This window comes from Myxococcales bacterium (assembly GCA_016703425.1).
Lineage (GTDB): Bacteria > Myxococcota_A > Polyangia > Polyangiales > Polyangiaceae > JADJCA01.
In genome coordinates, this window is record JADJCA010000013.1 from 166,035 (window position 1) to 180,898 (window position 14,864).

Annotated in this window: 11 protein-coding genes; 2 read left to right on the forward strand and 9 right to left on the reverse strand. The window is 68.8% G+C overall.

Features of this window, described 5'->3' with window-relative positions; translation table 11 throughout:
• The first annotated feature begins 25 nt into the window (after positions 1-25).
• The gene (locus tag IPG50_25660) at positions 26-907 is read left to right on the forward strand and encodes a DegV family EDD domain-containing protein (GenBank protein ID MBK6695569.1); all 882 of its coding nucleotides are present in this window, start codon (positions 26-28) and stop codon (positions 905-907) included.
• Between the two features lie 4 nt (positions 908-911).
• On the opposite strand, the gene IPG50_25665 is transcribed toward IPG50_25660, so the two are convergent.
• From IPG50_25665 to IPG50_25690, 6 genes are all read right to left on the reverse strand, one after another.
• Positions 912-2,954, reverse strand: coding sequence for a c-type cytochrome (locus IPG50_25665; protein MBK6695570.1), 2,043 nt, complete (start codon positions 2,952-2,954; stop codon positions 912-914).
• Between the two features lie 18 nt (positions 2,955-2,972).
• Positions 2,973-3,176: a hypothetical protein gene (locus tag IPG50_25670; GenBank protein ID MBK6695571.1), complete on the reverse strand. Its 204-nt coding sequence runs from the start codon at positions 3,174-3,176 to the stop codon at positions 2,973-2,975.
• A gap of 88 nt (positions 3,177-3,264) precedes the next feature.
• Positions 3,265-4,068, reverse strand: coding sequence for an acyl-ACP thioesterase (locus tag IPG50_25675; protein MBK6695572.1), 804 nt, complete (start codon positions 4,066-4,068; stop codon positions 3,265-3,267).
• Entirely contained in the window at positions 4,068-6,395 is a 2,328-nt protein-coding gene (locus tag IPG50_25680) for a hypothetical protein (protein ID MBK6695573.1), read from the reverse strand. Before IPG50_25680 ends, IPG50_25675 begins: the two co-directional genes overlap by 1 nt.
• Complete coding sequence (locus tag IPG50_25685) at positions 6,392-8,188, reverse strand: cyclic nucleotide-binding domain-containing protein (GenBank protein ID MBK6695574.1); 1,797 nt, start codon at positions 8,186-8,188, stop codon at positions 6,392-6,394. The genes IPG50_25680 and IPG50_25685 overlap by 4 nt, the downstream gene beginning before the upstream one ends.
• A complete protein-coding gene (locus IPG50_25690; GenBank protein ID MBK6695575.1) occupies positions 8,188-10,308 on the reverse strand; it encodes an FAD-dependent oxidoreductase in 2,121 nt (706 codons plus the stop codon). Before IPG50_25690 ends, IPG50_25685 begins: the two co-directional genes overlap by 1 nt.
• On the opposite strand from IPG50_25690, the gene IPG50_25695 reads away from it, so the two are divergent.
• A complete protein-coding gene (locus IPG50_25695; GenBank protein MBK6695576.1) occupies positions 10,307-10,915 on the forward strand; it encodes a thioredoxin in 609 nt (202 codons plus the stop codon). The two genes, IPG50_25690 and IPG50_25695, sit on opposite strands and share 2 nt — an antisense overlap.
• 15 nt (positions 10,916-10,930) lie before the next feature.
• Here the strand turns inward: IPG50_25695 and IPG50_25700 are convergent, their stop codons facing one another.
• The 3 genes from IPG50_25700 to IPG50_25710 all read right to left on the reverse strand — a co-directional run bounded on the left by IPG50_25700 (position 10,931) and on the right by IPG50_25710 (position 14,855).
• Entirely contained in the window at positions 10,931-12,760 is a 1,830-nt protein-coding gene (locus IPG50_25700) for a hypothetical protein (protein MBK6695577.1), read from the reverse strand.
• A 105-nt stretch (positions 12,761-12,865) separates the two neighbouring features.
• Positions 12,866-13,417, reverse strand: coding sequence for a hypothetical protein (locus IPG50_25705; protein ID MBK6695578.1), 552 nt, complete (start codon positions 13,415-13,417; stop codon positions 12,866-12,868).
• A 115-nt stretch (positions 13,418-13,532) separates the two neighbouring features.
• Positions 13,533-14,855 (reverse strand): sigma 54-interacting transcriptional regulator, encoded by a 1,323-nt coding sequence (locus IPG50_25710; protein MBK6695579.1) that lies wholly within the window; start codon positions 14,853-14,855, stop codon positions 13,533-13,535.
• Between the last annotated feature and the right edge of the window lie 9 nt (positions 14,856-14,864).

Genomic DNA, 14,864 nt, shown 5'->3' on the forward strand with positions numbered 1-14,864 from the left:
CGCGTCGACGCGATACGCTCAGCCCGTGCGCTTCGTCACCAACCCCGGGTCGAACCTCAGCGACGAAGAAGTCCGCGAGTTCGACCTCTTCCTTACGCCGCAGCAGATCGTGGTCGATGGCGTGTACCACGACATGCGCACCAAGGCGCCGCACGCGACCGTCGACGCGTGGGTCAAGACGGCGAAGGAGCACCCGTTCGTCCTTGGTAGCTCGGCCGCCGAGTGCAGCGACTACTTTCGTCAGATCGCCGGCCGCGACAAAGGCATCGTGATGCTCACCACTTCGCGCCAGTTGATCGGCACGTACACGGCGGCCGTCGCAGCGGCGCGCTCCTTCGCCGCCCTTCACCCCGACGTGAACATCGACGTCGTCGACACACGCTCCACAGACCTCGGCGCCGGCATGACCGTGCTCTTCGCGGCGGAGGCCGCTCGCGCGGGTAAGCCGCAGCGCGAAGTGGTGGCGCTAGCGGATCGCTTCGCCGCCGCCGGCAAGGTGATGTTTCACATTCCGAGCCTCGACTACATCGTCAAGGGAGGCCGCGCGAGCTTCCTGCGCGCCTGGGTCGCCGACCTTCTTCGCGTGACGCCGCTCCTGTCTTTCGTGAACGGAGAGCTCAAAGCCGTCGGCCGCGTTGCCCGCTCTGCCGACCCTGTAGTCGCGATACGCGACGCCATCGTCCAGGACGTCCCAGCGGGTCGCGCTGTGTGGCTGGCCGTCTTGAACGGCGGGACTCCTGATGCCGCACGGCTGGCCGACCTGCTTCGACGGACGTACGTCGTCGAGCGGGAGTTTGTGCGCCCTTTGTCAGCGAGCATCTATTTGCACGGAGGCCCGCGCTGCATGGGTGCCGCCGTCTACCCCACCGACGCTTTGCCTTGGCGCCCCGAGCCTAAGCCCGCGTAGGTCGTCACAGGAGCTCGAGGAACGCTCGCAGCGCGTCGCGCTCATCAGGGCGCAGGGTTCCCTTCGCGCCCGCCTCCTGCCGCGCGTCGTGGCGAAAGCCCGCTTCGTCGATGCGGACTTGCTCAAGAACGCTGCCAAGGCTCTGCGCGCTCCCGTTGGTGAAGTAGGGCCACTTGGCGTAGACGCGGCGGAGCGACGGCACCCTCGCGCCACGCTCGTGCACGTAAGGGACGATGCCCGTCTTTTCGTAGCGCGCGTCGGCCCAAACGAGCGGCCCGTCGGCCGACAGCACGTAGCGCTCCCACTGCTCGAAGGGCACGCGCTCGCTTCCGTCGGAGGAGAGCTTCGCTTGATGGCATCCTTCGCAACGCTGCTTGAAGAGCTCCGCCCCGCGGCGCTCACTCTCGGAGAAGCGGCCACCCTGCTGGCTGCGACGCAAGGCTCGTCCGTTGGGCCGAAAGGGCGTCTCGGCGAGGTAGGTCATGAAGGCGATGCGGAGGTCTTCCGCTGAGCGCGCGCCGGCCACGCCGAGGTGGCTGAGCCACGGCGCGTCGGCGCCGGAGACGGCGAAATAGGGGTCGTGCTCGCTCTTGGCGTTGGCCGCGCGAAACTCATTCATCGCGAGCTCGGCGAGATCACCGTCGAGCGCCCGCGAGAAGTGCGGGCGGTTGTTCACGAGGCCCAAGATTGGCTTCGTCGTCGCGTGCACGTTCTCGCGCCCCGTGTGGTGGACGCGGCCATCGGTGCCGCCCTCGAAGTGGCACGTCTCGCAGGTGAAGCGACTCAAGCGCCCTTCAGCCTTGTTCCACGGCGCCATCAGCGTGGTGTAGATAAGCGCTTCGCCGACGCGGTGCGCGTCGCTCCGCGGAGGCAAGACGTCGGCGCCGGCCACCGGCACGACGCGCGTCCGCCCGCCTTTGACGGACACCCACGCGTCAAGGAGCGGGTTCGCGAAGACCCGCCGGTCTCCCGTCTGTGCGACAGCGCGCGCCCCCGGCGCGGAAGGCTCACGTGAGAGCTGGCGGCCGTCCGACAGCGCCAACGTCACGATGTCGGGCGTCCCGTAGCCAGCGACCTGGAGCTCGTCCTTCGACGGCGAGAGGTGGAGCACCTTCGGCGTCACGATGCCGAGCTCCGAAACGTTGATCGAGAGGCGGCGCGTCACCCCCCCCGTCGCAAGATCGACGCGTGCAACATACACAAATGAGTCAACGAACCCGAAGCTCCCTTGCGTGCGGTCAAGGGGATGGTCTTCTACAGCACCGGCGGCCACTGTGAGAACCGACGGAGAGAGCGCGGCCGCCGTGACGCCAAAGAAGGGGCCATCGAGGTTGATTCGCACGGGCGCGCTGTCGGACCGACCGGTGCGCACGACGTCGACGGCGTGGCCCGACGAGCACGCGACCGCGAAGGCTCCCGGGGCGGCGACGACCTCGAAGGCGCCCCTGCAGATCGGCGTTGCCGCAGCGACGACGTCTTGGGTGCCGACGGCACGACGCCATTGGCTCGCCGCCAACGACCGAAGCCGCTCGGCGCGCGGGTCGACGGCCCCGAGGGTGCCGTCGGGCTGAATCGCGACGGCACGGAAGCCGTCGGCATCGGGCACACGCAGCGTGGACTTCAGGGCGAGTTGTTCACCTCGCTCGACGGCGAAGACGCGCACCTCGGGCGACAGCTCGCCGGCAACGACGATGGCGTCCTCGCTTACGGCCAGGCCCATCGCTCCCGCCGGTGCAGGCGCGCGCGCCACCTCCGCAAGCTCGTCGTCCAAGAGGACGACCGCCGACAGACCGCGCAGGAGGCCGACGAACCGCGCTCGACCGGTCCCCAAGAGCGGCTGAATCGCCCAGGGGTCGGCGCCGCTCCCGGGCCCTCTAGCGTTGGCGGCGCGTTCGCGCAGCTCACGGTCGACGGGTCGGAGACGGACCACGCGCGCCTCGTTGAGGCGGCTCTCCGCGTCAGCCGGTGAGACCTCTACGGCGGTAGGGCGGGCGCTGCACGAGAAGAAGAGCGGCGCGAGGAGCCCCGCGCCTAGCTTCAGGGACATGGCGAACCGCGCGCGTTCTTACCAGCCGCCACCCGCGGCGGGCTTCGGAGCGGCCGATGCCGGTGCCGCAGGCGCGCGGGCAGACGCGGCGGGCGCAGCGGGTGCGTTCGCGGGAGCGGCCGATGGGGCAGCCTTGGGCGCGTCGGGTACAGCCTTGTCCGGGCAGCCAACCAACATGGCCGCAAAAACCACGGCAACCGACGCGACGATGAGTCTGTTCATCCTCCACCTTCCTCGAGCGCGCTCGTTCGTTCGAGCCCGCGGAGTATAGCGTGCCGATCGGGCCCCAGCGCCCTTTCAGCGCGCCACCTCAGAGTGCGGCGCCGAGAGCCGGCGGCGCCACCGACGCGATGGCCTCCCGCGGCACCCATCGCGTCACGAGCCGCGCGACGTCCGCGGACTCGCCCTCTCGTGCGATGGCGTGACGAAAGACGCGCTCGCCCTTGTCGGCGGCCGGCGCTGCACGAGACACGACGCGGCACGGATGAATGCATTCCGCCAGGTAGTGGATCTCAAGCCAGTCGAGGCGCGAGCTCTGCCACGTCGCAAGCGGGATCGCCTCAAGCGCCCACCCGACGTAGCTCGTGCTCGTCACGTGCAGGTTCCGGTCGATGTCCGCGAAGCGAGAGTCCATGGTGCGACCTGAGACCTCCTCCGTCTGCGCCGCGTCGAGGGGCCCTAGCTTGATGAACGGCTCCTCGAAAGCTCGCGCGACGTCCAGGGCGACGAGCTTCGCCAACGTCTCGTCAGGCCAAACGGCCCGCCTCTTCTCGACGTCGAAGAGCATCCACTGGGTCGCGGCCCGGCCTACGACGGTGTCGCCCACGAGGAGGCGAAAGTCGCGAAGGGCAAAGAGCCGCTCGACGCCTTGAGGAAACGTCTCGACGCGGAGCGTCGCCCCTTGAAGGACAGGCTCGTCGAGCTCCACGCGGAGTCGCGAGAGCACCCATGTGAGGCCGCGCGCCGACATGGCTCCAAAGCCGAGGCCGAGCTCCTCCGCGTGCAAGATGGCGAGCTCCACCAAGTAGCCCACGAGCGCCGGCGGCGACAGCTCGCCCATGGCGTCCACCTCGTAACTTCGAACGAGAAACGACTCGGTCCGCACCGCGCTCATCAGAAGGCCCCCTTCAAGGCCGCCATCTCCACGATCTGGAGCCGGTCGACGAGCGCGCCAACTTTGACCTTCTCGTCGGGCGCTTGGAGAGCGCCCAGCGCGCGAACAAAATAGGGCGGCACGTTCCGGAAGAGGAGCCGCACAGACAAGGTCCCCGTCCCCTTCGCGACGCCGCGTGGGAGCGCGACGGCGTAGCCAAAGGTTCGCTTCTCGAGCGGGCGCAGCGGAACGACGGCCTCTTTGGTCGCAGGCCGTTTGCGGGCGATGGCGCCACCCTCGGGATGCTGCAACACCGTCTCGTGGGCATCGCGACCGCCCACGACGACGAACTCACCGCGGTCATCCTTCGACGGCGCGCCCTTGGCGTCGGGCAAGACAGCGATGCGATCGATGAGCTTGAGCTGCACGTTGACGAGCTGCGGGTCGGCGGCGTCGCACCCCACAACGTGCTTCTTGAGGTCGTCGTCGAGGGTGCTCGCGTCGCAGAGATCGCTCGATGGCTTTGCCACCTTGCCCGATGAGAAGAGGACCTCTCCCGCGGGGCCGGTGGCCACGACCTCGAGCCACATCTGCCGTGCGAAGGCGAAGCCCGTCGGAAGGTTGTGGCCCGTCTGGTTCGTGAGGGCGATCTGGAACTTCAGCTTGCCCGCCTCGACGGTCGGTGGCGCTTCAAAGGCCACGGACGCAGCTCCGCGAAGGAGGGCCGCCCGCTTGGGTGCCTGGGGATCGCGCTCTTGGACCGTATCGAGCGGATAGTCCACGCCGACGAACGAGTGATCGTGGACGACGCGCGGCGGCGCGTCCTTGTCTTGCTCGAAGGGAACGAGAGCCGTGTCCGCGGCCCGCGTGAGCCCCGGGACAACGGGCATGTGGCACGTGGGACAGCTCGCGCCGCCGCCGGCCGCTTGATACTCGCGGAACTCGTCGTAGGTCGTCTGAAGCACGAGGTCGACCCCCTTGACGATCTTGCCGTCAGCGTCGCGATCCAAGTGGACGTTGTGGCACGACGCGCAGATCTGCTCCGGCTTCTGGAACATCGGCGACGCCTCGCTCCGATGGTTCGCGTTGCCGACGGGCGCCGTGAGGGGACCGTAATACTTTCGCCCGGGCTCCAGCTTCGCGAGAAGCTGCGACCGAAAACCTCCGCCGCCAGGCACCGACGGTTCGGCGTGGGCGTGGCACGCCACGCATGAGATGCCCTCGTTCATGGCCGCGCCGCCGGGCAGCGGCAGCGTAGTCTCCGTGGTCGCCATGGCCCCCGTTGGCGCGTGGCAATGAATGCAGACGCGCTTCGGATCGGGGTAGGCCGCTCCCTTCAGACTGATGGCCACGTCGAGGTTGTTCTGCGCGATCGTGAGCGGGCTCCGGAGCGCATGGGCGTGCATCGAGTCGGCCCACTGAGCGTAGATCGCCCCGTGGCACCCTTTGCACGACTCCGAGGGCGCGAAGGCGGCAAAGGGACCGTCCTTCGTCGTCTCGGGCGAGAGGGTCTTGGGCAAGACATCGAACGCGCCCAAGACGTGAACCACCAGGAGCCCGCCGAAAAAGAGCGTGAGGGGCACGTGAAGGACCCGCAAGCCCTGAAGGCGCTTGGTGTACTTGTCTTGGAGCTTCACGCGGCGAAGGGCGCGGTGACGGCTCAAGGCGATGCGCGCCATCTCGCCAAACGCGCCTTGCTCGGCGGTCGGCACACGGGCGGCGATGGCGGCGAGCTCGGCTCCCTCCCGAGCGGCCGCGAGCAACAGGGCCTTCGCCTCGTGCAGCTCGCGCGACTTGCCGGCCGCGAGCTTCTCGATCTCCGTCTCCTGCTCGGCGGCGCGACGCGCGCTGCCGGCCTTGGAGTAGTTGACGACCTGAGGGCCTGCCACCGGCGGCACCCACGCGTAGACGAGACGCCACACGACGCCCGTCATGACGACCGCGAGGAGGAGGAACCAAAGGACCTTGCCGCTCGAGAACTCGAAGCTCACGATGCCCGGGCCCGCGTGCAAGGTCGCGAGCACGAAGGCCACGAGCCCGCCATACACGTGGACCCAGAGCCAGGTCATCATCGTGGCCTGCGAGCCGACGGGCCGACGACGCTTGCGGACCGAGTACCAGCCGGTCACGAGCATCGACAAGACGCTCACGACGCCGAGGGCAATGCCCGGCGCCGTGTACCCGCGAAGGATCGCGGCAAACCAGTGGGCGTCGACATTGGCCAGCGCACCGGCCGACGAGGCCAGGGCCCAGCCCCCGAAGATCCCGCACGAGATGATGGAAAGGAGCAGCCACGGCCCCTGCCGCTCGGCGAGCTTCGTGGTGCGAAGAAGCTCCGCCTTCTTCATCGACCTTCCTTCTTCATGGCGAGGCCGAGCTGCGCGGCGTCGGCCGGCAAGATCGAGCGCGGGTCGATGCGGAAGGCGGCGCCCACGGGGCAGGCGCTCACGCACGCGTAGTCGTCATAGCCGGCGCACAGATCACACTTCACGGCCTTGCGGGGACGTTCGGGTTGAGCGACTCGAGGGCTCGCTCCCGCTCGCGGCCGCCGCGCAAGAAGTCCATCAGCTTCACCGTGAAGGTAAGCTTCGGCGGCTCGACGGGGTGCATGTTGATGTTGCCGTAGGGGCATCGCTCGGCGCACGCACCGCAGCCGATGCAGTTGTCCTCCACGATGGTGATCTCGCCGCTCGGCAAGCGAACGATGCCGTTGACGCTGCACAGGAGGCACACCGGGTCTTTCGCAGTGGCGGCACGCCGTGGGGAAGAGGAAGTGGTCCACCTGAAGGCCGCGCAGCTGGAGGCGGCCATACTTGTGCCGGCGCGCACACGCGTCGACGCAGTTCTGACAGTTCACGCAGACGTTCGTGTCCACGACGAGGACCTCGCTGCCGGTGGCGAGCCCCTTCTCCACGAGGACGTCCATCGACATGACGGCCCGCGTCGCGTCTTTGGGCCCGAGCGCCGGGGATGGGGGCGAGAAGAGCGCGCTCCGAGCGACGCGCTCGACCTCGAGCCCCTGCCCCGCCTCAAGCGCCGCGCGAGCGTTGGGGTAGCGGCTCATGACGGCGAAGAAGTGGCTCCCGGGAATGACGACGACCTCCGCGCGCGTCGTAGCGAGGACCGTATACGCGTGCCCCCGCTCACCGTGGAGCAACGGGAGGAGGCCGAAGAGGTCGCCCTCGCGGAAGTAGACGAGCACGGCCTCGCGCTCCGCATCGACGCGGCGACTCACCTTGAGAAAGCCGGTACGCACGAGGTAAACGTCGCCCGGTGGTGCGTCCTCCTTGAGGACGACCTCGCCGGCGCGGAGCATCCGAAGCTGCGCTCGCGAGAAGATCTCCTCGACCGCTTGCTCAGGGAAGCCGCCCAAGACGTCGGGGCGGCGAGCGTAGGTGAAGAGCGCGCGGCGACGGTACAGCTCGTCCATCGTCGTCTTGAACGACGGCGACGTGTCCATCAGCCGTTGGAGCGCGGTCTTGGGAATCTCCAGCACCACCGACAGCTCACGGGCCACGACCGCGTAGGGCTCCGGCTGATCGGCGATGACGGCGAGCTCGCCGAAGAACGAACCGGGGCCGAGATCCAGGACGTGAACGCGAACGCCGCCGTGCCCCTCGGCCCATTGCTCGAGGCCGCCCGACAGGATGACGCACATCCGATCAAAGAACTCGCCCTCGCGGACGAGGAGCTCGCCGGCGGCGAGCTGGCGCAACGTGACCTTCTGCAAGAGAGCGCGGACGTCGGTGGCTGGAACACCAGCGAACAGCGCCACGTGGGCCATTCTCGCCGTGAGATCATCGAGGGCCCACGGCGATGGCGACACCTGCTGGCCCACCTGCAGGAGCAGCGTGTAGTTGGGGACCGTGTCCTCGACCTTCATCTTGTTGAACAGCACCATGTCGGCGCGGCTCAGATCGGCGGGGCACGCCGGTACGCACTGCCGGCACTGGGTGCACGCGGTGACGAAGTCGACGACCGCCGGATTGGTCACGACGGTTTGCTCAACGGCGTGATTGAGCTCGGCGATGGTGACGAGCGACGCCTGAGGCAACGGGCACGCGATCAGGCAGTCGTTGCAGCCGATGCACGCCATCACATCGCGCGTCGCGCTCTGCGCAACGGTGTTCCGGGCGTCCATCAGGCCCCCCCTGCGCCAGGCGACACCATCGACATCTCTTCCCAGGCGCGAAGTCGCGTGGGCCGCGCGGTGAAGACGAGCGCCACCTGCCCGATGGTGATCGCGTCGCCCTCTTTCAAGGTCGCCCAATGGCCTGGCATCAGCCGCTGGCCACCGCAGCTTGTGCCATAGACGCTCTGCGCGTCGGCGAGGTGAAATGCGCCGCCTTGCTCCCGCAGCTCGGCGTGAACCGGCGACACCGATGGATCATCGAGGCGGACGGCGCACGACGGATCGCGCCCGATGCGGACGACGGGCGCCGTGAGCGCGAAGGCGAGGCCGAGCGCATTGCCCGAGCGGACCTCGAGGTGCGGCCGCGCATCGGCCGGTCCGCCAGTCGGCGCATGGGCGTCGGCGCGCGTGGATTGACCGTCGATGCTGACGAGGAGCTCGACGCCGCCGACGCGCACGCGGTCGCCGCCCGACAGGCGCAGCGGCACCGTCACCGGCGCGCCGTTGACCCATGTCCCGTTGGAAGAGCCGAGGTCGCGCACGTACACGCCGCCGTCGTGACGCGCAACCTGCGCGTGCGTCGCCGACACCATGCCATCGGCCAAGACAACCTGCGCGGCGCTCGGATCGCGGCCGATCACGGCGCTCGGACCTCGCAGCGGAAACTGCGTCGCGCCCGCCAACAGAATCACGCCGGCGAGATCGGGTGGCGCGCCCATCGCCGCCACCGCCATGGTCGCCGCCTTCTTCGGTGGCGGCGGAGCGCCACGGCTGTCGGGCATGATGGCCACGAACTGTGTTCCCTTGACCTTCGCCCCGGCCGCCACGTTGGCCCCCGCCAGCGAAACCGGCGGCTTCTCGATGAGCCGGTTCTGGCGAAGGTACCCCGCGAGATCGAAGGTCGGGTCGAGCAATTCCTTCTGAATGGCTCGAACGTCGGCGCCCTGATCGATGAGCGTCTTGAAGGCGCGCCCCCGCTGGCGCACGCGCTCTTCGCGCTCGCCGAAGAGGAGCGCCCCGACGAGGCGCCCGCCGCGGAAGACGAGCTTGCGGTACGAGATACGACCAGTCCGCTGCGGAAAGTCGACCACGTCTTCGGTGCCCGCCGCGCCGCCAGCCGATTCACCGACGGCGGCGCAATCGAGATCGTAGAGGCGCGTCGCCATGTAGTGGGCCCCGGGCGTGTACGCCTCCTCGCCGCCGCCGACCATGTTGCGCGCCGCTACCCGCCCCTGCACGCGCGCCGGCTCCCAGAGTTGCAGGACCTTTCCGCCGGGCGCGGCCACATCGCCCGCGGCGAAAAGGCCCGGGGCCCCCGCGCGGAGCCGGTCGTCGGTGACGACGGCACGCTGTGGCGACAGCGTCACGCCTGAGTTCTGCAAGAACTCCGTGTTGCACGCGACGCCGATGGCGGCCGCCACGAGCTGCGCCGGCACCATCACGCCGGAGGTCAAGCGGACGGCGCCGACGCGCCCCGACGGCCCCGGCACGGCGGCCGCGATCGTCTCTCCCATGCGGACGTCGACGCCGCGTTGCCGAAGCCGCGCGAGCAGGAGATCGGACGCCACGGCGTCGAGGACGCCGGGCAGAAAGCGAGTCTCACGGACCACCATGGTGACCTTCGCGGACCGCGTGGCCATGCCGTGGGCCCACTCGAGGGCCAAAGGGCCACCGCCAAGGACAACGGCCTGCGAGAGCCCGACGCGACAAAGGTCGACGACGACCCGTGCATCCTGCAAGGTTCTCATGGTCATCACGCCCGGGAGCGCTGCGCCCTCGAACGATGGCGCGTTGGCGCGAGCGCCCGATGCCACGAGGAGCGCGTCGTAGGCGAGCGGCTGTCCGCCCTGGCTGAGCCAGACCTGGGCGCGCGCTGCGTCAACGGCGAGGACGCGGGTCAGGACCCGGTGAACGTGGTGCTCCGCGTAGAAGCTAGGCGGCACCGCGAAGATTTGCTCTTCGCGCAGCTCACCGAGGAGGTAGTTGGTGAGCGCCGCACGGAAGTAGGCCGGCTGCGGATCGTCGGAGAGGATCGTGATGTACGCCTGCCCGTCGAGCTCACGCAGCCGCTGCGCCGCGGCGGTACCGGCAGCGCCGTCTCCGATGATGAGGTAACGTTTGCGGGACATGGTCGGCGTGGAGAGCGAGCAAAGGCCGGGCGAGTATAGCTGCAAGTCGAAGGCTTCCTGGGGCCGATCCAGCCTTCCTTCCGCCGGGCGAGCGTTCACCTTCCTAGCGGTCGCCCTCCTGTCGCTGGCGGGCTGCACCGAGAACCGACTGAAGGAGCCCGACGGCAAGAGCCCCGAACCGCGCCGCCCCACGCTGGGAGCGACGCGCACCAATGACGTGACGCCTCGAATCCGCTTTGTTCCTGCGGCCGCCGGCGACGTCGTCGGCGTCGTGAACGCGGAGCGCGCGAAGGCGATGGCGGGGCAGCGGGCGCTCCTCGTCTATGTCGGCGCCGGCTGGTGCGAACCGTGTCAGCAGTTCCACCGCGCCGCCGTCCGCGGCGATCTGGACGGCGACCTGCCAGCGCTCACGCTGCTCGAGTTCGACGCCGATCGCGACGGCGAGCGGCTGCGTGCGGCAGGCTACGCGTCGACCTACATCCCGCTGTTCGCGCTGCCCGGCGATGGCGGTCGCGCCAGCGGGAAATTCATCGAGGGCGGGATCAAGGGAGACGCGGCAGCCAAGGAGATCGTGCCGCGACTCCTGAAGCTGCTCGCGTCCGGCTGAGCCGCACCACGCGTTCTAGCGTCGACGGCGGCGCGCGAGGAAGACCGCCGCCGCGATGCCCGCGAAGGTGACGCCAAGGCTCTCGCCCAGCGACACGCGCCGCCCGACAAGGCGACAGCCGCACCCGCTATCTTCCTCGCCGGCGGCAGCTCCGGCTCCGGCCCCCGCTTGGTCGTTGGGACCTTGCCCCGGCACGCCGTTGGCGGGGGGGATGTTTCCGCCAGGAGGGCCGATGGGCGCCGCGCCAGGTGGCGCAACCTTGTCCTCGCTCACGGCGCACGGGTTTCCCGCCGCGCCAATGGTGAACATCAGCGGGCGACCGACGAAAGCTCCTGCGCCGGCGCCTGGCGTCACCGTGATGCGGCAACCGGCACCTTCGACGACCGCGGTCACCGCAGAGGTTCCGTCGGCAGCCTCGGGGGCGTCGAATACCACGTGCCTCGCGCCACCAGGGACGACGTACGAAAGCGACGCGCCCGCGGCGCCGTCTTTCGCGCTCGACCCCACCACCACGGTGCGCAACGCGCCACGCGTGACGACGGCGCCAAGCACCGCGGGATTCTTCGCCGCGTCGATGAGCGGATCGTTGACCGATAGCGTCTGCGGCGCCGCCTCGCCCTTGCCCGTGCCGCTGAGGACGTGGACAGCGCGGGCGTCGGGACCGGGAACGCGAAGGTTGTACTCGCCGGCCGTAAAGCGCGCGTTCTCGCAGGCGCCACGCGTCGCGCTGCTGAAGCAATCACCCTCCGGTGACATGCGCTCGGTCGCCGTTTGGCCGCCCACCTCAACGCCGTGGATGCGCAAGGTCGAAGCGCCGACATCGGTGGTCGCGACCCCCGCCGCCAGCGTCAACTTCTTCGACGCGTGGAAGCGCACGCGGAGGCCGCGGGCCGGCGCGTCGGTTCGCGCGCGATCGATGAGGACGACATCGCCTTCGGGAAGATAGGCGAACTCGCGATGCGCGTAGGGAACGTCGCTGGCGGCGCCCTTCGTCCCCAGGAACGCCTTCGACAGCTCCGACCGCGCCGCGACGATGCCCGATTCGCCGGCGCGCGCCCAGGGCAACTCCGCCTTGTTGGGCCACACCGCCTGGCTAGGCTTGTATTCTGCACCGACCGATTCACTCTCGACGGTGAGCGCGTTGCTCGGCAACGTGGAGAACGCCCCGTAGGGCGTCGCGTCCACGATGAGCGCATCGGCACCGCGGTAGAAGTTGAAGCTCGAAGCGTCGGCGTGCTCGTGATCCGGCACTTGGTGCGGTGACGAGACGAACGCTGCCCAAGACGCCGCCGCGTCCCAACCGCTCCGCATGTAGAGGCGCCGCGCGCCCTCCGCCACGTACCACTTCGAGGCCGTGGGGCTGCCGAGATCGGCGGCGGTCACGGTTCGCGCCTCGGCTAGCGCGTCGATGAAGGCGATCTGCTCGTCGCCCTTGGTGATGTTCTTGCGGGCGAAGAGCGCCCAGCCGGCGGCTTCATCGCTGCTGGGGCCGACGAGCGTGGCCAGGGGCACGCGCATGTGAGGCGCGGCGTTGAAGGCCGCGTCGTCGAAGTCGCCGCCCACGTAGAGCTGCGCGCGGTTGGGCGTGAGCGCATGGTAGAAGCGCAAGGCCAGCTCGTTCGACCATGTGGCCACGGCGGGGAACGTGGCGCCTTGTTCCGCGAGGGCGCGCGCGCTCAGCGAATACGAGAGCACGCTGAGGGGACCGTATTGCCAACCCTCGGACCAGTCGCCACCGCGTAAGACGCCGCCCTTGGCGAGCCCCTTGCCGACGATCTGCCCCGTGAAGAGGTTGTCCACGACGTCGGTGAAATAGGTGGCACCGGCCGGGTCGTCGCCGGACATGGCGATGGCGATGACGGTCTTCGCGAAGACGTAGCCCGCGTGATAGTTAGCCCCTGGCTCGTCGGGAAGGTAACCGCCGTTGGGCGGCGGCTGTTTGCTGCCATATTAATTTATCCACGCCTTGAAGCGCCCGATGGCCTTCGCCTTTAGCGGAGCGTCGAACTCGGGCGTGCCGTAGAGCCAGTCGTACGCTAACCCCGCGTAGGGACCGAAGAGGCGAATGTAGTAGCCCGTGTCCTTTCGAACGACCTCGTTGCCGCCGGCGCCGTCCCCCACCGTAGTGAGGTCATCGAGGAGCGCGTTGAAGAGCTTGAAGGCAGGCGCCTGGTACTTCGCGTCCTGCGTCACCTGCCACGCAAACGCACAAGCCGTCGCGCCCACGCCCCACTGGAAGTCGAAGGACGGTTGGCTGTTCCACTTGGTGGGGTTCGCGATGACGTCATCGCATTTCTTGATGACACGCGATGTCTGCGACGTCGGGTCTGTCTTCTTCGCCTTGAGCGCGGCCAAAACGGTCGGCGTGAGGAAGATGCGCGGGTGCGCCCCAGCGGGCGCAGGCGGTGCCGCGATCGCAGTCGTTGACTGGGCCGACGCGGCGAGGAAGACGCCAAACGCGGAGAGGGCACCGGTAAGCCTGCGGGCGGAAAAAGTTCGCATGGATCCCGGACCCTAGCAAAGCGCGCCTCCGGCGCCACCTCCCGTTCGGTGACCCCTGCACGAATGGCAACGTGGCTGAAATGTTTGAGTGAAACTATGCCAACTCAGCCGCCGCTCATTCGTCTTCGTCGGCCTTCTTGCGCGGCCGCGGCAGGCCAAAGGCATCGAGCCGATTGAGCAACGTGCGACGAGAAATTCCCAGGAGCTTGGCCGCACGGGTCTGGTTGCCGGCGCTCTTCTCGAGGGCCTCGGCGACGCGCTGCCGCTCTCTGCTCTCGGCCGAGTCTCGGCCACGCTCCGCCGACGTCCACGCGAGGTGCTCCGCACGAATCGAAGCGCTCGGTTCAAAGAGCACGGTCCTCACGATGACCGTCTTCAACTCCCGAACGTTGCCCGGCCACGCATGAGCCACGAGCCGCGCCACCGCGTCGGCCTCTAGCGTCGGCTCTTGGCGACCCTCGTCGCGAGCGGCCTCGCGCGCGAAGGCCCGCGCGAGAGCCGGAATGTCCTCCAGGCGATCCCGGAGCGCGGGGACACGAAGCGAAAAGCCGTCGAGGCGAAAATAGAGATCCTGCCGAAAGCGGCCAGCGGCAACGAGGCTCTCGAGCCCACGGCTTGTGCACGCCACGAGGCGGACATCAACGGGGCGCGCCACGTGACCGCCCACACGCGTCACGGCGCCGGCTTCGATGACGCGAAGCAGTTTGCCTTGGGTCCCAAGGGGCAAGTCGCCGAGGTCGTCCAGCACGAGCGTGCCACCATTCGCTTGCTCCAAGAGGCCGGCTTGACCTGCTGAGGGCCCGTCCTTGTCGAGGCCGAAGAGCTCGGCATCAACCTGGGCCTCCTCGACAGAGGCGCACCGCAGCACGCGGAAGGGGCCCGCGCGGCGCGGTGACTGGGCGTGAATGCGCGCCGCCACGAGCTCCTTGCCGACGCCCGTCTCCCCTTGAATGAGCACGCTCAACTTCCCTCGCGCGACCAAGTCCGCGAGTTGAATGGCGCGCACCATCGCCGGGGCGGCCACGGTGACATCATCGACCTCCACCGGAGGCGCAGCGGCTTTCGCGTTGCCGTGAAGCCCGACGAGGACCGTTCCCACCTCAATGAGGTTGCCGACGCGGACGACCACCTTGGTCTGCGGCGCGAGCCGCTGACCGTCGACGAACGTGCCGTTGGAGCTCCCAAGGTCCTCGACGAACAGCGGATCACCCAGATGCAGCGTCGCATGCCGACGCGAGACCGACGTTGCGTCAAGAAGGACATCGGCGCCTTCGCCGCGTCCCATGGTGATGGTGCCGCTCGCGGGGAGGTCGACAGCGACCGACCCGCCGTTCCAGTGCGCCACAAGCCGAAGACCTCGCGAAGTGACCTCCTCCCGCGCCAAGATCTCGGTCGCGAGATCACTAGGTCCCTTCGCCCCCTCACGTTCACCCGCCATCCCGTGGAG